Source organism: Deltaproteobacteria bacterium (assembly GCA_029860075.1).
Classification (GTDB): domain Bacteria; phylum Desulfobacterota; class JADFVX01; order JADFVX01; family JADFVX01; genus JAOUBX01.
The window spans coordinates 62861-81307 of sequence record JAOUBX010000007.1 but is presented as its reverse complement, the minus strand read 5'-3'; the positions used below and the strand labels follow the sequence as shown (position 1 = coordinate 81307).

Here is an 18447-nt window from a genome sequence, read left to right as displayed (position 1 = left end):
AAACTTTTTATTATTTTTTTATTTGGAGGACAAAACATGGCTTTAACTATTAATACAAACTCTGCTGATGCCGGGGGAAACCCGGCTGATGTGGCAACCCGGAATGTACGTCGTCGGGCAAATTCCCCTGCATACAGCTATCACCGCCCTCATTATCATGGGCATGATCATCATGGCCATAATCATCATTTTTGTCATTCCTGTTGCCACCCTGTGAGCAAATGCTGCTGCGGACACAAACATTGCCGCAAGGAATCAAAGGAACTTTTGGTAGAACCCCTGATTATACGGGACCCTAAAGAGGGAGTGAAACTTATTTCCGAGAAATTAAACGGTTTTGAAACAGCGGGCTTACTTTTTAAACCACTTTTATTATCCAGCGCCGGCATAGGCGCTGAAAAGAGCATAATCGGCGGTGGTTGCTGCGTTCACCTGTCAGTTGAGTATATGCTGGAGAAAAATGACAATACGGCAAAGTCCCTCGTTGCAGTTGCAGTGGAAGATAGTGAAGACCACACATTAGTCTGGGTGAAAGACCCTATCCAGCCCGGCTATCACATTAAAGAAGATATTATTACGGTAAATCCGGGCGCCAGGTTAATTGCCCTCACCATTAACACTATTGCCCGCGTCAGGTGGTGTGAGGTATTCAGCTGTTAAGGATAATCACACATTCTTATAAAGGAGACCATTTATGGCTACAAGACCACGAAAGAAATCAGCAAAAACAATAAAAGAAGTAAAGGCAGATAACATTAATTCTCTCAGAGAAAATTTGAGCGCAGCCACTGAAAACGTGGTCTCAAGGGAAACATTGGGTGAGAAGGGGACAAGCGCAAAAGAAGCCTACGAAGAATTTCAGCGACAGGCAGAGGCATACAGAAGTAAGCAGTGGACAGCTAATGCCGGGAAGATCCAGGCATTCCCGCCTCAATATCATATTCATGGACAACCCTACGGAAGTTACCATCACCATCATGCTTCAGCGCCCACAGGAATGCCGCTTTCGCCCAAAGCGCATGAAGGAAACCAGGAATTGCTCAATAAAGTCGGTGGAATGGTACGCCTTGGAATCGACTTTATCAATACAGGCCTCGCAGGCGGACTTTCTCTCATGGGTGGTTTATCAGGACAGCATGCATGCAGCCGGCATCATGATGACCCTCATCATGGCTCCCATTGTGATCCTCATCATGGTTCCCATCATGGTACCTGCCACCCTAATTATCATGATGACTGCGGGCCGCATGGCGGCTGTTCCTGCCATTGTAATGACAGCCATGACTATCACCATCATGACTGCTGCTGCCATCCGCAAGTTCGGGGCTGCTGTTAAGCCCTGAATAAATTCGGGAGATCTCTCAGTCATGTCCCCTTGGGAACTTGCGCTGACCTGTCATTTGAAATGCGCCTGAACAAAGTGACAAGCGCCCTTGGGGTGCGAGGAGAAATTCTTGTCTCGAATATAGTGAGAGGTCTTAACCCGGTACCTCTCAGAAACTCCCGGACAGAGATCTCCGGCCGGAAACCTCCGAGTCGAAACAACCATGACTGTGCGTCATTCCAGGCAGAAATAATTGTTGCAGATTTCCATAGGGACAGGCCGGGAATCGCTGCTGATTCCGGGGGAACTATTCTTAATCAATCCCTAAGCCCGGCAGCCTCTTTTCCTTCATCAAGCAATTTCTTTACATTTTCAGGGGAGTCGGACTCTGCATAGATTCTGAGTACCGGTTCCGTTCCCGAAGCCCTGATGAGAAGCCAGCTTCTCTCTCCCAGAAGGAATTTGACACCGTCCATCCTGTTTTCACCCTTTACTTTCATACCGGCAATGCTTTGCGGGTGATAGCTTTCAAGGAGCGATCTCACCGTTGCCATCTCTTCCTTTTTTATCTCCACATCGATCCTGTCGTAATGGAAAGGACCGAATTCATGAAAAACTTCTTCCAGCACATCGTAGATGCCCTTCCCCTTAACAGCCATAATTTCTACGAGCAAAAGTCCGACGAGAATACCGTCTCTTTCGGGAAGGTGTGAGGTAATACCGATGCCGCCGCTTTCTTCTCCTCCCAGCAAGACGCCTCCCTTTAGCATTTTCTTGCAAATATGCTTGAAACCGATAGGCGTTTCTTCCACCTTTAATCCAAACTTACGGGACATATGATCGATCATGGCTGTTCCCGAAACCGTCTTGATGATACTGCCCTGCATTCCCCGCTCTTCAATGAGATGCCTGGCAAGCACCGTAAGTATTCTGTGAGAGTTAAAAAACTTTCCTTCACCATCAACGGCGCCAATCCTGTCTGCATCTCCGTCAGTGGCAAGGCCGATATCATAGTTCTCCCGGGCCACCATCTTCATGAGCTTTTCCAGGTTCCTGTCTATCGGCTCAGGACTGATGCCGCCAAAACCGGGGTTATCATCCCCCCTTATTTCCCTTACCTCTATGCCTATTTCATCAAGTATGGCGCCAATACTGCCACTACCTGCGCCATGCATGGGATCATAGGCAACCCGGATACCACTCCCTTTGATCTTATCGAGATCAACAAAGTTTCGCACTGCCCTCAAGTAACTTTCGAGAGGGTCATAGTCGATAATATTTCCCTTTGCCACTTCATCACCAAAACTGCCGGAAAGGGGTTCCTTTCCCTCCTGCTGTCTTTTCTCAAGCATATTTTCGATAAGGGCCGTCGTCTCCGGCAAGGCCGAACCACCAAAAGCCTCCTTAAACTTGATACCATTGTATTTTGGCGGATTGTGGCTGGCCGTTACCATTATCCCGCCTGCGGCGTTCTTTTCCTTGACGGCCCAGGACACGGCAGGAGTGGGAACAAAGTTCTTCCCCATAAAAACCTTTACGCCGTTGGCAGCGGCAACAGAAGCAACCTCCTGGGCATATTCTTTTGAAAGAAAGCGTCTGTCATAACCGATGACAAGCCCTTTCCCATGGAGATGCTCTTTTTTCAGGTAATCAATCACGGTCTGACTCACCCACCTCACGTTTTCAAAGGTAAAATCGCGGCTGATAACACCTCTCCAGCCGTCAGTACCGAATTTTATTTCACTTTTCATAAGCAATGCCTCCTTGAGATGTCTTCTTCGCCCGGATCATAGTAAGGGCTGTAAAGATAGCAGCCTTAATACTCTCCGGCTTTGCAAGACCTTTTCCGGCTATATCAAAAGCCGTCCCGTGATCGGGAGAGGTCCTTACAATGGGAAGACCAAGCGTTACGTTGACACCGTCTTCAAAATGAAGCAGTTTCAGTGGAATAAGGCCCTGATCATGGTAAGGGCATACAACGATATCATACTTTCCCCTGACGGCGCTGAAAAAGAGCGTATCTGCCGGCAGAGGCTCAGTCACATCGATGCCTTCCTCCCTGGCCATACGGGATGCAGGGATAAGGATTTGTTCCTCCTCCTCACCAAATAGGCCCCCTTCTCCGGCATGTGGATTTAACGAAGCCAGGGCAATCCTGGGATTTTCTATGGCAAAATATGTTTTCAGCGTTTCATGGGAGAGCCTGATAATCCTTATCGTGTCTTCCCTGGTAAGTCTCCCGGCAACCTCCATGAGTGGGCAGTGAATGGTGAGAAGCACCACTCTCAGCGTCTCCCCCATGAGCATCATGGCGTAATTTTCCGTTTTAGTAAGGTGGGCCAGAAATTCCGTATGCCCCGGATAGTCAAAACCTCCCAGATTGAATGATTCCTTGTTAATGGGCGCCGTAACAATGCCGTCAATTTCACCGCCAAGGGCAAGTTCTGCGGCCTTTTGAATGTACAAGCCCGAGGCATGTCCTGATGATTTGGATACTTCTCCGCAGACTGCATGCTGAAGCGATGTAAGAGACAGGATGGCAGGAGAAGAATTATCTTGCCAATCTGAAAGGGTATCCAGTGAGGTCAGCGGAAAAGGAATATCCAGCTTTTTGGCCATCTCATGAAGGACACCGCTATCACCGATGACAAGAGGGAGGCAAGTATTCAGAACCTTTTCATCTGTCAGGGCCTTAAGGATTATTTCCGGCCCGATTCCCGCAGGGTCTCCCATGGAGATGCCGATTTTAGGTAAGCTTGCCTGCATTAGAGGAGAATTTTCAGATCGTTAGTGTCTTTTAATTCTTCAATATAACTTTTAGCGCCCTTTTCCATTTCCTCGCTAAAAAGGATGGCCTTGATCTTGCCCTTTACATCATCGAAGGAAACAGCCTTTCCTCCCCGCCTGTCCATCATTTTTATAATGTGAAACCCGAAGGGAGAAAGGACAAGGTCACTCACCTCATTAACGTTCAAGGCAAAGGCGGCGCGTGAAAACTCCTTCACCATATCTTCTTTTCTGAAATACCCCAGGTCTCCTCCTGACGATGCGGAAGGCCCCTGGGAATGTTTTTTTGCCAGCGCCTCAAAATTTTCTCCCCCTCTGGCAAGTTTTAAAACAGCTTCCGCTCTTGTCTTTACCTCCTTCAGCTTTTCCTCGCCCGCCTCCTTGGGAACAAGAAAAAGGATATGCCTTACCCTGATCTCTTCATCTGATTTAAAAATATCGCGATTTTTCTCATAATAAAAGCTGATGTCATCATCACTGATATTAATGCTGCCTCTAACCTTTCTATCAAGCACCTTCGATCTCAGGATCTGTCCTTTCAACTCATCTACATACTTTTCGTAGGTCATCCCTTCCTGTGCCAGAGCCCGTACCAACTCATCATGACCGATCTTATTCTCTCGCTTAATATTATCGACGGCGGAAGTTACTTCCCCTTTGCTCACTTCCAGTCCCATAAGCCTGGCCTCTCTCATGAGAAGCACCTTTTCAATCAGCTTTTCGAGTATTGCCTTCCGTGTTTCGTAAAGTCTCTTTTCATCCTTTTTATACTGTTTGAGAAGAGGGCCGGCTTCCCGATCGATATCGAAAAGGGTAATGGCATCATCACCGATAGAGGCAACAACCCTGTCGAAAACTTCCGCATGAAGCGGAAATGAACAGAGCAGAAGGGCGCTCAATATGAATAAAAAAATACTTTTCATCTTAACAGTATACTCCTTTGAAGCAATTCGTGATTGATTTCTATATTCGTCTTCTCCCTTAACCCATCTATCCACTTTCCGTATATATGCTCTTCCTTATTCCTGCGGATAACTTCGGCAATCTTTTCTTTCACGTCTTCAAAGCTCAGATCTCTTTCTTCCCGCCTGTCTTCAAGGAGAAAAATGTGATACCCGTAACTGCTCCTTACCACTTCACTAAGGGACCCTACCTCCATGGTAAATACCGTTTCATCAAATTCAGGGGGCATAATTCCCCTGCCGAAATAACCCAGATCTCCTCCTTCACTTGCATCGGGACTCTGGGAAACATCCATGGCAACAGCGGCAAAATCCTCACCCGCCCTTACCCTTTCTCGCGCCTTGCTGGCTTCTCTTTCATCCATGTGGAAGATCTGCTTTGCCTTGACCTTTTCATCACTATGGAACTCATCAAGGTTGTTCTCGTAATAATCTTTTATCTCTTCATCGGAAATATCGACTTTTGATGAAACCGTCCGGTAGATTACTTTTTCCACCAGAAGCTTTTTCTTCACCTTTTCCCGCCAGACGGCAAGATCCAGGTGCTCATCGATAAAAACCTTTTTGAAACTGTTATCATCACCGTAATTTTTTTTAAGTTCTGCAATGGTGGCATCAATCTCTTCCATCCCCACATTAATTTTCATTTTTTCCGCCTCAGCCATAATCAGCTTCTCTTCAATAAGCTGGTTGAGATAAGCCGCTTTGAGCTTGAGACTGTTCTTCCTGTCCATGGGATAGTTGGAAGCATAGCGCTTGCCCGTAGAAGAAAAGGACTCTTCAAATTCGGTAAGCGTAATAACATTCATGCCGACTTTGGCCAGCGCTTTTTCTTCCTCCCGGGGAGCCTTGCCTTTGCAACCGCCAAGCAGGAGAATGCCGATAAAAAGAAGGCTTTTCATATATAAAAGGCTACCGTTATTTCTCATCATATTAAGTCTCTAAATTTGAAATTGCAAAAACCACCCCGCACAATCAGCAAGGCGCAAATGAGGAACCCGGCTTCCCGACTCATCGCCCCCACTAATCGCCCTCCTTGGGGGCTGCGCCTGCCGGAGGTTCAAGCGGCATGATTTACAAGGGATTCCCCCACTGAAAGTCCGTTTAAAAACTACCACATTAACCTAGTCCTTTCAATATCTTTTTACCTTCATTAAGGGCCTTTAACCAGTCACCGGAGGACGGTTTAACCTTAAGGCGCAAATCGGGAGTAATTGAATATTTGGCCGGTGATTTATTGACAAGAGCAAGGAGCTTGTCCACATTGACAGGCGCTTTTTCATGAAAGGCAAAAGAAAGCGCCTTTTCTGAAATAAGGGCTTCCTTTATCATCAGTTTTTTAAGGACCATTTTGAGTGAAATGAGTTCTATAAAATTCAGGGTCTCTCTCGGTATGGGTCCGAAACGATCGAGGAGTTCAGGTTTCATTTCATTCAGCTCATCTTCATCGCACAAAGAGGAGAAACGTTTGTAAAGGTTTAGCCTCTGGTTTGTATCAGCCACGTAATCTTCCCCTATAAAGGCCGGATAAGGGAACCTGATTTCAGGTTCTATTTCCTCCCGAAGCAGTTCACCCTTCACTTCGGCTACTGCCTTTTCCAGCATGGAGGAGAAGAGTTCAAAACCGACAGCCTCAATATTTCCCGACTGTTCCGCTCCCACAATATTCCCGGCCCCCCTGATTTCGAGGTCATAGGAAGCAAGCTGAAACCCGGAACTGAGTTCCTTCATTTCCTGTATAGCCTGAAGTCTTTTTCTTGCCTCTTTCGTGAGAATGAGTCCCGTTGGGACAAGGAGGTAGGCATAAGCCCTGTGTTTAGACCTGCCCACTCTTCCCCTTAACTGATAGAGCTGGGCAAGGCCCATACTCTGGGCATTATGCATGATTATCGTATTGGCATTGGGGATATCGAGGCCCGATTCAATAATTGTGGTGCAAACAATAAGGTTCTTTTCACCTTTATCAAATTCAAGCATCACCTTTTCCAATTCATGCTCATGCATCTGACCGTGGGCAATGGCAATCTTCGCCTCGGGAACGATCTCCCGCATATTGGCTGCAACATTTTCAATATCCTGCACCCGGTTGTGCACAAAAAAGACCTGTCCGCCGCGCCTGAGTTCTCTCATAACGGCTTCCCTGATAACTTCCTCGTCATAATTGGTAACAAAGGTCCGTATGGCGAGACGCCCTTCGGGAGGGCTGCTGATAATACTTAAGTCCCTGATTCCCATCATGGACATGTGAAGTGTTCTGGGAATAGGCGTGGCTGTCAGAGTGAGCACATCCACCGTTTTTCTTATCTTCTTCAGTTTTTCCTTGTGGGTAACACCGAAACGCTGTTCCTCATCAACGACGACAAGCCCAAGGTTCCTGAATTTGACATCTTTCTGTAAAAGCCTGTGTGTCCCGATAATAAGATCGACTTTCCCCTCTTCAAGCTTTTTTACCACCTCTTTCTGTCTGGCTCCGCTGCAAAAACGGGTCAATCTCTCGACAACAATGGGGTAGCCTTTGAACCTGTCGCAAAAAGTCTGGTAATGCTGCTGGGCGAGGATGGTCGTAGGAACGAGAAGGGCCACCTGCCGCCCTTCCATGGCTGTCACAAAGGCCGCCCTGACAGCAACTTCCGTCTTGCCGTAGCCCACATCCCCGCAAACCAGCCTGTCCATAGGCCGCCTGCTTTTCATATCGTTAATAACGTCATCGATGGCATTTTTCTGATCGGGTGTCTCCTCATATTCGAAGGAGGCCTCAAATTCACTGAACTCCTCACTGTCGACGGCATAGGCATGGCCCTTCATAACCTCCCTGGCGGCATGAATTTCCAGAAGTTCAGCCGCCATTTCAGTAACGGCCTTTTTGACCCTTTTCTTGACCTTTTCCCAGGATGTGCCGCCAAGTTTATCCAGTTTGGGGACTTCATTTTCACCCCCTCCGTAACGCTGAACCAGATTCAGCCTGTCGACGGGGAGAAAAACCTTGTCGCCACCAAAGTATTCAAGTTCCAGGTAGTCGCCAATGGTCCCGCCCGCTTCCAGCTTGCCCAGCCCCTTGTATATCCCGATACCGTGATCAACATGGACAATGCAGTCGCCGCTTTTAAGCTGGCCGAAGGAGGCAATCCTGAGATCACCTGCCTTTTTAAGCCGTCCGCGCCTTTTGTGCCTTTCGCCGAAAACATCCTCTTCCGTGATAAGCACGAAACGGCCTTCCAGGTCTTTAAAGCCTGTAGAAAGCTCACCTATGTAAAGGGGAATTCCATCACCTGTTTCTTTAAAGTCAGGCGGACTTTCCTTAATGGAAATATTAAGGCCGTGAAATTTGAGAAGCTCTCCCAGGCGCTCTCCCTGCCCCCGGGTATGGGCAGAAAAGAAAAGAGAGATACCATCATTTCGCCATTCACTGATTTTCTCAACAAGCAGTTCAAGAGGACTTTTTTCTTTTTTTGCGCCGCTAATGAAGGTGCGAATATCACGGTTATTTTCTACATCGATCCTGACAGCTTCCTTCTCTCCCACATTAACGCCACCCACCAGGAGAGAGGGCCATTTATCGAGGCTTGTCATGAGAGATTCCCCATGGAGATAAAACCTTTCCGGCTCAGGAAAGGGCCAGCCATTGGCCCACCCTTTTTCATAGCCTTCGATAAAGCTTTTTTCAAATTCACCGGCCCGGTATAGAAGCTCCTCGTTATCAAGCCTCACAGTGATCGTTTTGGGGGGAAGATAATCAAAGAGAGTGGCCCATTCAGGATAAAAATCGGGAAGAAAAAACTCTATCCCCTGAAAAGGAATTCCTTCGTTAAAGCTGTTCCGGATTTCATTAAGATGGTCTCTCGACGCTCCCCCGTCAACGCCCCTCACCTTGATAATTCGGGTAATGGCCTTCCCTTTTTGGGGATTGAGGAATATTTCTCCCGCAGGAAGAAGGGTCAGCTCTTCAAGTTCCACACCGGTAGACTTCTGGCTTTCAAGTTCAAACTCCCTCATCGACTCCACCTCATCACCAAAAAACTCAATTCGCACCGGAAAATCCATTGCAGGCCCAAAGATATCAACGATCCCCCCCCTGACACTGAACTCTCCCATCTCTTCCACATGGAGCGTCCTTACATACCCCCGTTCTGCCAGGCTCTCCAGGAAACCGTCAAAAGGGATCTCTTCACCTGTAACAAGATAATCGACCATGCCCGTAATAACCGATTTAGGCATAACCCTTTGCATGGCCGATGGAACCGTCGTTATAAGGGCATGCACGTCATCAACAGCAAGAGCATAGAGGGTTTTAAGCCTTTCCGATACGATTGCCCGGTGGGGTGAAAGGTTTTCATAGGGAAGAACCTCCCATTGAGGAAAATAGCAGACCCTGCTCTTTTCTCCCAGAAAGAATTTGAGATCTCCAAAGAGCTTTTCCGCTTCCGTCGAAGAGGGCGCAATGATGAAAAACGGCCCTTCACCGGCCTCGATATTTCGGGAAAGAAGCCAGGCAAGGGACGATCCTTTAAGACCGGCAATGGCCTTCCTTTCATCACCGGCCAGCCCCAGGGGGATGTTACCGGAAAGTGTGTTTGACATTAAATCAGGGGATGAAGGGGACGGTTGCAATATTAATGGACAATATCCTGAGGTGTTATATCGCTGTTATCTTCGGGAACAGGCCCGAACTTCTCTTCATATCTCTTGATGTTTTCCAGAAGCGCATTAACCAGTTTCTTTGCATGTTTGGGGGCCGTAATGATTCTCGACCTCACCTTTGCTTTGGGCTGCATAGGCTGAAGGTAGATAAAATCAATGACAAATTCCGTATCGGAGTGATTGACGATGGCAAAATTACAGTAGGCCCCCTGCGCCGTTACATCGTCGATATCGATCTGCAGTTTGACTTCCTTTTTTTTATCTTCCAAGGACTTACTCCTTTTCATTACTTAATCCCCTCTTCCGGCAAAGACTGCTCTGCCGGAAGAGGGGATTATAGTTAACATTCCAAATAATCGAGAATTTAGCCCTTATACGGCAACAACGCCCTTGATCTCGGGAAGTTTTTCTCTAATAGCTCTTTCTACACCCATCTGAAGGGTCATCATGGCGCTGGGGCACGTGCCGCAGGCGCCCTTAAGCCTTACCTGTACCACATCATCAACATAATCCACGTACTCTACATCACCACCATCAGCCTGAAGGTAGGGTCTGATGCTGTTTAAAGCCTCGATAATGGCATTCTTTTTCTCTTCACTTATACTCATTTTTTTCTCCTTGCTCTCTTTATTGGTTTGCAGTTGCTGCATTGTTCTCCTGGTTTTCCTGGAAACTCTGTATACTAATTCTGGCAGCCAAAGCCTTTGCCATTTCCCTGAACCGCTCTGCAAGCGGCCCCTCCGGGTCTGCAATAACAATCGGCTTGCCGCTGTCACCGCCTTCTCTGATATTTACATTGATGGGAATCTCCCCGAGAAAGGGAACGCCTTCCTTCTCACTGGCCTTTCTCGCCCCGCCATGACTGAATATTTCAGATCTTTCTCCGCAGTTGGGGCAGAGATAAAAACTCATATTTTCGATGATTCCCAGCACATCGACATTCACTTTTTTAAACATGGCAAGACCCTTGGTTGCATCGAGAAGGGCCACGTCCTGCGGCGTCGTAACAATAACAGCGCCGCTCATATGCGCCTTCTGGGTAAGTGAAAGCTGGGCATCTCCCGTGCCCGGCGGCAGATCGATAAAGAGGTAGTCGAGATCTCCCCAGGCCACATCCTTAAGTAGCTGCTCGACGGCGCTCATCACCATGGGGCCACGCCAGATAAGGGGCGCGCCGTCAGGAACGAGAAACCCGAGCGACATCATTCTCACACCATGATTTTCAATGGGAACCATCTTGCCGCCATCATTTTTAGGCTGACCCTTCGCGCCCATCATCATGGGAATACTGGGTCCGTAAATATCGAGATCAAGGAGTCCGACTTTAGCGCCTTCCGCAGCCATAGCAAGGGAAAGGTTAACACTGACTGTCGATTTCCCCACCCCTCCCTTACCGCTGGCAATAGCAATAACATTTTTAACGGAAGGAATTAGATTCTCAATTTTAGGCGCCGTCATCCCACCGGGACCCGCTTTTCTCACACTGGAGGTGACATTTACCTTAACGTCTTCAACACCCGCTACGGATAAAGCGGCCTCTCTCGCCCCTTTTTCAAGCTCTGCCTTGAGCGGGCAGGCAGGGGTCGTCAGTTCAAGATCAAAACTTACACTTGAACCGGCTATTTTCATCTCTTTTATAAATCCCAAAGAGACGATATCTTTCTTGAGATCAGGATCGATCACAACTTTTAATGCTTCTAATATGTCTTCTTCTCTAACAGCCATAAGTTGTCCCTGGATTGATTTATTTTTAAGCGCTTAGCCTTACTATAGTAAAGAAAAGAGGCCTTTTTTTCAAGAATAAAGGACAAAAAACCCCTCATACCTCAAGGCAAAAGGGGTTTCAAATTATTTTCACGCCACTAACTTTACTCGCTCAAGGCATCCTTAACAATGCTGTTGACCTGGTTCAAAATATCCTCAGGCGCCTTGTTATGCATGTGGGCCGTCTGCTCCACCGTTTCAATAGCCATACCGGGACAGGTAAAACACTCGCCACCGTAGTTATCTTCCAATACTTTTCTCGTTTCGGGATAAACCTGGATCATATGCCCCACGGGCGTCTTCAGTTCAACAAGATCACCCCTTTTGAGGGAAAGCGCCTGTTGGGGGGGAACCTGGGGAGCCGCAGGCGCTTCAACCTTCGCTTCCTCCGCGGAGATAGGGCCGTTAAGTTTGGAGAGCAAGTCCTTAAGATCGATACCTCTTATCTGGCAGGCTGTTTTCAAAACAAGCTTCTCTCCCATGGACTTTCTCTTTTCAGGGTCTGCAAGCGCCTTAAAACCGGCGCTGACAAAAATGGAGAGCGTCTCGGGGCGCTTTTCCAGTATTTCCCCTATCTTCATATCTGCCGTAAAGGTCACTCCCGTCTCATTTTCAGCTTTCGGCTGTGACGAAGGTGCCGGTGCAGGCACATTAATCGGTTTTCTGGGCGTCATAATAAGGACGGGAATAATATTAAGGGCGAAGAAAACAACAGCCAGCGATGCAAAACCTGACGACATCTGGAAAAGCAGGTAGGCCGATTTTTGGTCAGGGTCAACATAACCATTGGCGGCATAGGCAATCATTAACCCGATAAGACCGATATGTGCCGAATAGAAATGCAAGGGCACAAGGGCCGGAAATTTTAAGGATTTCCCCATAAAACGGGGAAGAATATGGTAGGCAACACCGAATACGACCATAGCCATAAATCCGAAAAGATTGACATGGATATGGATAAAACGATAAAAGGGATCAAGGGCGTGACTCGCCATCAAGGCTCCCATCATGGTGCCGATCAAGAGGTAGACTACACTGGAAATGATAAACATGCGTGGATACTTGTCCATTTACTTCTTTACTCCTTTATGTTGATAGTTCTTCACTGGTTTCTGTCTTTTTTCTTACAAATAATCGGGTCCCGATAATGCCGAGTTCATAAAGCAGCATAAGAGGGAAAGCCATCAGCGTCTGGGTGACCACGTCGGGAGGCGTAAGAAGAGCCGCCACGATGAATGAACCGACGAGAACATACTTCCTGTTTTTCGTCAGCATCTCAACAGTAACAAGACCAAACTTGGCCAGAAAAACGATAAAGATGGGCAGCTCAAATGCCGTGCCAAAGGCAATAAGCAGTTTCGTCGAAAAAGCGAGATATTCCTTCATCGACGGAAGGGCAACAATATCTTCCGTATTGAAGCTCATAAAGAACTCAAAAGCAAAGGGAAATACCAGGAAGTAGCCGAAAATTGCCCCACCGGTAAAGAAAAATACGGAAAGAACGGTAAAGGGAATGACATATTTTCTTTCATGGCTGTAAAGACCCGGCGCAATAAATGCCCATATCTGGTAGAAAATAACAGGCGTGGCCAGCATAAGTCCTGTCAGAAATGCAACCTTGAGATAAGTAAAGAAACCTTCCGTAAGTCCCGTGAAAATCATGGAACTCTTGTCGGGCATGACCTTTACCAGGGGATGCATGAGCAGATTAAAAATCTCACTGGAAAAACTGTAAGAAGCGGCAAAACCGATCCCCACAGCCCAGCAGCTGCGAATCAGCCTCGTCCTAAGCTCTTTTAAGTGCTCCGTTAAGGGAGCCGCACTCTCGTCCTGTTCCTCTTCTCTATCGACGGCAGAGTCACTCAAATCAGTGGCCCCCTCCTTCCATCATTAATAGGGCATGGGGGATTTGATCAATAACCGCTTCGAGAGACTCAACGGCGCCTTTTTTACTCCCCGGCAGGTTGATAATAATCGTCTTCCCCCTGATACCGCTAACGCCTCTCGAAAGGCAGGCCCTTTTCGTCTTTTTGAGCCCCTCCATTCGAATAAGCTCGGAAAGGCCGGGCATATTCCTTTCTAAAACCGATTCAGTCGCTTCAGGCGTTACGTCTCTCGGGCCGGGCCCCGTCCCTCCCGTTGTTACAATAAGATCAAGCCTTTCATTGGCCCAGACAACAAGCGTCTCTTTTATCATCACCTTGTTATCGGGAATGACGGCGTACTCTACCGTCTCAAAGCCTTCTCTCGCCAGGATCTCCTTGATGGCCTTTCCACTTTCATCTTCAGCCTCACTCCTGCTATCGGACAAAGTCAGCACACCGGCTATTAATTTTCTTTTAGCGCTCATGATGAAAAATCCTTAAAACCCTGTTCAGGCCTTTTCCTGACCATCCTTATCATCAGACTTGATATCAGCCTCAACCTCCTTGAGGCCGCCCTTGAAACCTTTTATTGCCTTGCCGAGACCTGACCCTATCTCGGGAAGTTTTCCGGCTCCAAATATGACGAGGATTATAACAAGAATTATTATCAGTTCCGGCATTCCTATTCCAAACATGTCTAACCTCCTTCACTTTTGCAAAAAAATTAAAATAGGGCCAGGTCCTATGCCTTTGGCATGGAAACGCCGCCCTATGTAGAAGACCTTATAATTTACAGGAGAAGAGGCAATGAATCAAGAAAAAGGTGTTATTAGACGGTATTTGCTACGATTTCTTTGACTTTTGCAAGGGCATCATCAAGTTTTGAAACATCCTTACCGCCAGCCTGAGCCATATCAGGCCGGCCACCGCCCTTTCCACCTACGAGGGGAGCTATCTGGCCTGCAATCTTTCCTGCATGGAACCTGGACGTCAGATCACTGGTAACACCGGCAATTAAAAGCACCTTGTCAGCATCAGGCGCCCCAATAACGACTACCCCCGAGCCGATTTTGTTTTTCAGGTTATCCATAAGGCTTCTCAGGCTCTTTGCATCGGCGCCTTCAATGCGGATGGAAAGGACTTTTGTGCCATTCACCTCGATCACATCGGCCATCATGTCCTTACCACCGGAAGAGGCAAGCTTTTCCTTAAGCTTGTTAATTTCATTTTCAAGCCCCTTCTGCTTTGCAATGAGGGCTTCTACTTTTTTACCAATCTCTCCCCCCTTACCCCGGACAAGCGCTCCCACATGATCAAGCTCCTCCCTTTCCCTGAGGGAAATTTCATAGGCTCTTTGTCCTGTTGCCGCCTCAATCCGCCTGACACCGGCAGCAATTCCCCCTTCAGAAATAATCCTGAAGGGGCCGATCTCCCCCGACATATTAACATGGGTGCCGCCGCAAAGCTCCATGGAGAATCCCGGTACAGTAACGACACGTACCGTATCACCGTACTTTTCACCAAAGAGCGCCGTTGCTCCCTTCGCTTTGGCCTCAGCAATGGAGAGAAGTTCAGTGGAAAGAGGAGAATTGAACCAGATCTGCTCATTGACAATCTCTTCTATCTTTGCCAACTCTCTCCGGCTAAGCGATGTAAAGTGACTGAAATCAAAGCGGAGCCTGTCGCCGGCAACAAGTGAACCTGCCTGGTTGACATGGTCGCCAAGCACTTCTTTAAGGGCTGAATGGAGGAGGTGAGTAGCGCTGTGGTTCTTTTCTGTGGCGCTTCTTTTTTCGGCGTCAATCTTCAACTGAACCCTGTCCTCTTTATGGAAGCGTCCCCTTTTTACCGTCCCCTTATGAACAACAAGTGAAGCAAGGGGCTTCCAGGTATCACTGACGGTCATGACCGAGCCTGATGAAGTGAAGACTTCCCCTGCATCCCCCTTCTGACCACCCGATTCACCATAAAAAACGGTCCTGTCCGTAACGATTTCAAGGGAATCCCCTTCACCGGCCGAATCAGCAATTTTGCCCTCTTTTATAATGGCAAGGACCTTGCCCTCGCATTCAGCCGCATCATAACCGGCAAAGTCCGTCTCATTAATCCCTTTTTTTACAAGCTCTGCATAAACAGCCGATACCTTATCCTCGCCGGAACCGGCCCATGCCTGCCTGGCAGCATCCTTCTGTTTATCCATGGAACGTTCAAAACCGTCCCTGTCAACAGTCATTTCTGATTCTTTCAGCACGTCTTCCGTAAGATCGAGAGGAAAACCATAAGTATCGTAAAGCTTGAAAGCGACCTCACCATTAAGCATGTGAGCGCCCTCATCTTTCAGTTTTTCAACCTCTTCTTCAAGAAGGCGCATCCCGTGATCGAGAGTATTCAAGAACCGCTCTTCCTCATGAACAATGACCCTGGCGCAATAATCCCGCGTCTCTTTGAGGGCAGGATAAGTCTCTCCCATTTCATCGGCAACAGCGCCTGCCGTCAGATGGAGGAAGGGTTCCTTAAGACCCAGCTTTCTTCCATGACGGGCAGCTCTCCTCATAATCCTTCTTAAAACATAACCTCTCCCTTCATTGGAAGGAAGCACGCCGTCCGTTATGAGAAAGGTAATGGCCCTCATATGGTCGGCAATAACCCGCATGGAGATATCATCTTTTTCATTATCACCGTACTTTCTTTCAGACAGTTCTTCAATGTGCCTGAATATACCGGCAAAGAGGTCGGAATCAAAATTACTGCTTTTGCCCTGCACAACGGCGGCGAGGCGCTCAAGGCCCATGCCCGTATCGATGCTTGGATGAGGCAGAGGTGTCAGCTGCCCTTTTTCATCCCTGTTATACTGCATAAAAACAAGGTTCCATACTTCCAGGTACCTGTCACAATCACATTCAACATTACATTCGGGCCTGCCGCAACCCACAGCTTCTCCCTGGTCGTAATGGATCTCCGAACAGGGTCCGCAGGGCCCCGTATCACCCATGGACCAGAAGTTATCCTTTTCGCCGCACCTGACGATCTTCTCCGGCGAAAGGCCTGCCTTTTCTTCCCAGATTTTGCCCGCTTCATCGTCATCATTGAAAATGGTAATGATAAGCCTCTCCCCGGGAAGCCCAAGCACCCCCGTCAGATACTCCCATGCCAGCTCGATAGCTTCTTCCTTGAAATAATCGCCAAAGGAAAAATTGCCCAGCATTTCAAAAAAAGTATGATGTCTGGCTGTTTTCCCTACATTTTCCAGGTCATTATGCTTTCCACCGGCACGGAGACACTTCTGGACGGTTACTGCTCTGCCGCAAGGCCTCTCTTCATCACCGAGAAAAACGCCCTTAAACTGCACCATTCCCGCATTTGTAAAAAGAAGCGTAGGGTCGCCGTGGGGTACAAGGGGAGAACTCTCCAGCGCCTTGTGGCCCTTTTTTTCAAAAAAACTTAAAAAACTATTCCTGATCTCTTTTCCGGTCATCTAATCCCTTCAATATTTCAGTTATAATATCCCACGAATAGCCCCTGCCATAAAGGTACCTTCCTATTTTCGCCTTATCCCGGACAGAATTTAAGTGTCCTTTTGTTTTTTTCAAAGCAAGCCTTCGGGCAGCTTCAAATTCATCTATTTCAGAAAAAACCCTCTCAATGGCCCGGGTCAGCGCTTCCCCTTCAATACCTTTATCTTTAAGCCTTTTCTCTATCTGGAACCGTCCAAAACCCTTAACCAGGGCCAGATCCCTGGCAAAGCTCTCTGCAAAGGAGGCATCATCAAGAAAGCCGAGTTCCTTTAACCTGTCAATGGTTTCACTGACAACCTCTTCAGCAAAACCTCTCTCTTTCAGCTTTTTTTCTACTTGAAAGGTACTTCTTGCACAATAGGAAAGAAATCTGCAGGCAGTATTCCTTGCCCTTTCACCCTCAGAAGCGTTCGATATCGATGTCATCTCCCTTTTCCGGTTTTTTTTCCTTTTCTTTCTCAAAATCACTCCACTGGCTGTCGCTCGAAGAAGAGACACCCTGCATTTTGAGGGCAAAGTCATCAGGGTTAGTGGCATTTTTCATGGCATCATCATAGGTAATGAAATTCTTTTTTAGAAGTCCCATAAGCGACTGGTCAAAAGTCTGCATTCCATACATGGTATGCCCTGCCGCAATAGCATCGGGAATCTCCTTGAGTTTTTCTTCTTCGGCAATGCACTCCCTGATTCTCGATGTGCTTACCAGCACCTCCACGGCAGGCACACGTCCTTTGCCGTCGGCTCTGACGACGAGACGCTGGGAAATAACCCCCTTGAGCACCCCTGACAGGGCGAGCCTTACCTGGTGCTGGGTATGGGGTGGAAATACGGAAACAATCCTGTTAATGGTCTCCTTGGCATCAAGGGTATGAAGGGTTGAGAGAACAAGATGACCCGTCTCGGCTGCCGTAATGGCTATCTCTATGGTCTCCACGTCACGCATCTCTCCCACAAGGATGACATCGGGGTCCTGCCTCAGTGAACTTCTCAGGGCCCCTGAAAAATCGAGCGTATCAAAACCGACTTCACGCTGGGTAATAACGCTCTTCTTATCGCGGTGAAGGAATTCGACAGGGTCCTCTATGGTAATGATATGGGCCGTACGGGATGAATTGATGTAATCGATCATGGATGCAAGGGTCGTCGATTTTCCACTCCCCGTCGTCCCTGTAACAAGGATCAGGCCTCGCCGCTGTTCAGCCAACCTTTCAATAACCTTGGGAAGATGAAGCTCTTCAGGGGATTTAACATTCATGGGAATGATTCTCAAAACAGCGCCAAGGGTGCCTCGTTGCTGGAACACATTAACCCTGAATCTGCCCAGCCCCTTAACACCATAGGAGAGGTCTATTTCATGGGCATTCCTGAAGTTCTTCTTCTGGGATTCCGTCATAATGGAAAAGATCATGTCTGAAAGTGATTCAGCTGTGAAACGGGGAAGGTTTTTAACAGGATAAAGGACGGAATCAATCCTGAAGATAGGAGGAAGTCCCACTTTCAGATGAACATCGGAAGCCCCTTTTTGGGCGCCCACTTTTAATATTTCATCAAGTTCCATTGTTTCACCTCGTCAGTTAACAGGCAACCAGGCT

Annotated in this window: 17 protein-coding genes; 2 read left to right on the top strand and 15 right to left on the bottom strand. The window is 47.8% G+C overall.

The features are described from left to right. Positions 1-36: 36 nt before the first annotated feature. The gene (locus OEV42_03850; protein MDH3973394.1) at positions 37-660 is read left to right on the top strand and encodes a hypothetical protein; all 624 of its coding nucleotides are present in this window, start codon (positions 37-39) and stop codon (positions 658-660) included. A 34-nt stretch (positions 661-694) separates the two neighbouring features. Next, the gene (locus OEV42_03845) at positions 695-1336 is read left to right on the top strand and encodes a hypothetical protein (GenBank protein ID MDH3973393.1); all 642 of its coding nucleotides are present in this window, start codon (positions 695-697) and stop codon (positions 1334-1336) included. Positions 1337-1641: 305 nt separating this feature from the next. On the opposite strand, the gene OEV42_03840 is transcribed toward OEV42_03845, so the two are convergent. The 15 genes from OEV42_03840 to OEV42_03770 form a co-directional block, all read right to left on the bottom strand. After that, on the bottom strand, positions 1642-3075 hold the full coding sequence (locus tag OEV42_03840; protein MDH3973392.1) for a phosphoglucomutase/phosphomannomutase family protein: 1434 nt from the start codon (positions 3073-3075) through the stop codon (positions 1642-1644). Then, positions 3065-4090, bottom strand: coding sequence for a 4-hydroxythreonine-4-phosphate dehydrogenase PdxA (pdxA, locus tag OEV42_03835; protein MDH3973391.1), 1026 nt, complete (start codon positions 4088-4090; stop codon positions 3065-3067). Before pdxA ends, OEV42_03840 begins: the two co-directional genes overlap by 11 nt. Continuing rightward, positions 4090-5034 (bottom strand): peptidylprolyl isomerase, encoded by a 945-nt coding sequence (locus OEV42_03830; protein ID MDH3973390.1) that lies wholly within the window; start codon positions 5032-5034, stop codon positions 4090-4092. The genes pdxA and OEV42_03830 overlap by 1 nt, the downstream gene beginning before the upstream one ends. Continuing rightward, a complete protein-coding gene (locus tag OEV42_03825) occupies positions 5031-6002 on the bottom strand; it encodes a peptidylprolyl isomerase (GenBank protein MDH3973389.1) in 972 nt (323 codons plus the stop codon). The genes OEV42_03830 and OEV42_03825 overlap by 4 nt, the downstream gene beginning before the upstream one ends. Before the next feature lie 190 nt (positions 6003-6192). Further along, positions 6193-9651 carry a transcription-repair coupling factor gene (gene mfd / locus OEV42_03820; GenBank protein MDH3973388.1) on the bottom strand — a complete coding sequence of 1153 codons (3459 nt, stop codon included), beginning with the start codon at positions 9649-9651 and terminating at the stop codon, positions 6193-6195. Between the two features lie 32 nt (positions 9652-9683). Beyond that, positions 9684-9980 (bottom strand): DUF3467 domain-containing protein, encoded by a 297-nt coding sequence (locus OEV42_03815; protein ID MDH3973387.1) that lies wholly within the window; start codon positions 9978-9980, stop codon positions 9684-9686. 102 nt (positions 9981-10082) lie between these two features. Continuing rightward, positions 10083-10319: a NifU family protein gene (locus OEV42_03810; GenBank protein MDH3973386.1), complete on the bottom strand. Its 237-nt coding sequence runs from the start codon at positions 10317-10319 to the stop codon at positions 10083-10085. 19 nt (positions 10320-10338) lie between these two features. Further along, a complete protein-coding gene (gene apbC, locus OEV42_03805) occupies positions 10339-11436 on the bottom strand; it encodes an iron-sulfur cluster carrier protein ApbC (protein MDH3973385.1) in 1098 nt (365 codons plus the stop codon). A gap of 143 nt (positions 11437-11579) precedes the next feature. Continuing rightward, positions 11580-12545 carry a DUF1858 domain-containing protein gene (locus OEV42_03800; GenBank protein ID MDH3973384.1) on the bottom strand — a complete coding sequence of 322 codons (966 nt, stop codon included), beginning with the start codon at positions 12543-12545 and terminating at the stop codon, positions 11580-11582. A gap of 16 nt (positions 12546-12561) precedes the next feature. Further along, on the bottom strand, positions 12562-13341 hold the full coding sequence (gene tatC, locus OEV42_03795; protein ID MDH3973383.1) for a twin-arginine translocase subunit TatC: 780 nt from the start codon (positions 13339-13341) through the stop codon (positions 12562-12564). Position 13342: 1 nt separating this feature from the next. Beyond that, positions 13343-13825 (bottom strand): MogA/MoaB family molybdenum cofactor biosynthesis protein, encoded by a 483-nt coding sequence (locus OEV42_03790; protein ID MDH3973382.1) that lies wholly within the window; start codon positions 13823-13825, stop codon positions 13343-13345. A gap of 24 nt (positions 13826-13849) precedes the next feature. Beyond that, positions 13850-14035 carry a twin-arginine translocase TatA/TatE family subunit gene (gene tatA, locus OEV42_03785; protein MDH3973381.1) on the bottom strand — a complete coding sequence of 62 codons (186 nt, stop codon included), beginning with the start codon at positions 14033-14035 and terminating at the stop codon, positions 13850-13852. A gap of 134 nt (positions 14036-14169) precedes the next feature. Beyond that, on the bottom strand, positions 14170-16815 hold the full coding sequence (alaS, locus tag OEV42_03780; GenBank protein ID MDH3973380.1) for an alanine--tRNA ligase: 2646 nt from the start codon (positions 16813-16815) through the stop codon (positions 14170-14172). After that, positions 16790-17281, bottom strand: coding sequence for a regulatory protein RecX (locus tag OEV42_03775; GenBank protein ID MDH3973379.1), 492 nt, complete (start codon positions 17279-17281; stop codon positions 16790-16792). Before OEV42_03775 ends, alaS begins: the two co-directional genes overlap by 26 nt. Beyond that, positions 17256-18413, bottom strand: a complete 1158-nt coding sequence (locus tag OEV42_03770) for a type IV pilus twitching motility protein PilT (GenBank protein MDH3973378.1) — start codon at positions 18411-18413, stop codon at positions 17256-17258. Before OEV42_03770 ends, OEV42_03775 begins: the two co-directional genes overlap by 26 nt. Positions 18414-18447: the final 34 nt, after the last annotated feature.

Excerpts from the sequence above, each read along its gene's own strand:
- mfd (MDH3973388.1), bottom strand. The coding sequence starts at position 9,651 with ATGTCAAACACACTTTCCGGTAACATCCCCCTGGGGCTGGCCGGTGAT.
- OEV42_03830 (MDH3973390.1), bottom strand. The coding sequence starts at position 5,034 with ATGAAAAGTATTTTTTTATTCATATTGAGCGCCCTTCTGCTCTGTTCA.
- OEV42_03850 (MDH3973394.1), top strand. The coding sequence starts at position 37 with ATGGCTTTAACTATTAATACAAACTCTGCTGATGCCGGGGGAAACCCG.
- OEV42_03810 (MDH3973386.1), bottom strand. The coding sequence starts at position 10,319 with ATGAGTATAAGTGAAGAGAAAAAGAATGCCATTATCGAGGCTTTAAAC.
- pdxA (MDH3973391.1), bottom strand. The coding sequence starts at position 4,090 with ATGCAGGCAAGCTTACCTAAAATCGGCATCTCCATGGGAGACCCTGCG.
- OEV42_03825 (MDH3973389.1), bottom strand. The coding sequence starts at position 6,002 with ATGAGAAATAACGGTAGCCTTTTATATATGAAAAGCCTTCTTTTTATC.
- tatA (MDH3973381.1), bottom strand. The coding sequence starts at position 14,035 with ATGTTTGGAATAGGAATGCCGGAACTGATAATAATTCTTGTTATAATC.
- OEV42_03840 (MDH3973392.1), bottom strand. The coding sequence starts at position 3,075 with ATGAAAAGTGAAATAAAATTCGGTACTGACGGCTGGAGAGGTGTTATC.
- apbC (MDH3973385.1), bottom strand. The coding sequence starts at position 11,436 with ATGGCTGTTAGAGAAGAAGACATATTAGAAGCATTAAAAGTTGTGATC.
- OEV42_03845 (MDH3973393.1), top strand. The coding sequence starts at position 695 with ATGGCTACAAGACCACGAAAGAAATCAGCAAAAACAATAAAAGAAGTA.
- OEV42_03775 (MDH3973379.1), bottom strand. The coding sequence starts at position 17,281 with ATGACATCGATATCGAACGCTTCTGAGGGTGAAAGGGCAAGGAATACT.
- OEV42_03790 (MDH3973382.1), bottom strand. The coding sequence starts at position 13,825 with ATGAGCGCTAAAAGAAAATTAATAGCCGGTGTGCTGACTTTGTCCGAT.
- OEV42_03770 (MDH3973378.1), bottom strand. The coding sequence starts at position 18,413 with ATGGAACTTGATGAAATATTAAAAGTGGGCGCCCAAAAAGGGGCTTCC.
- alaS (MDH3973380.1), bottom strand. The coding sequence starts at position 16,815 with ATGACCGGAAAAGAGATCAGGAATAGTTTTTTAAGTTTTTTTGAAAAA.
- OEV42_03800 (MDH3973384.1), bottom strand. The coding sequence starts at position 12,545 with ATGGACAAGTATCCACGCATGTTTATCATTTCCAGTGTAGTCTACCTC.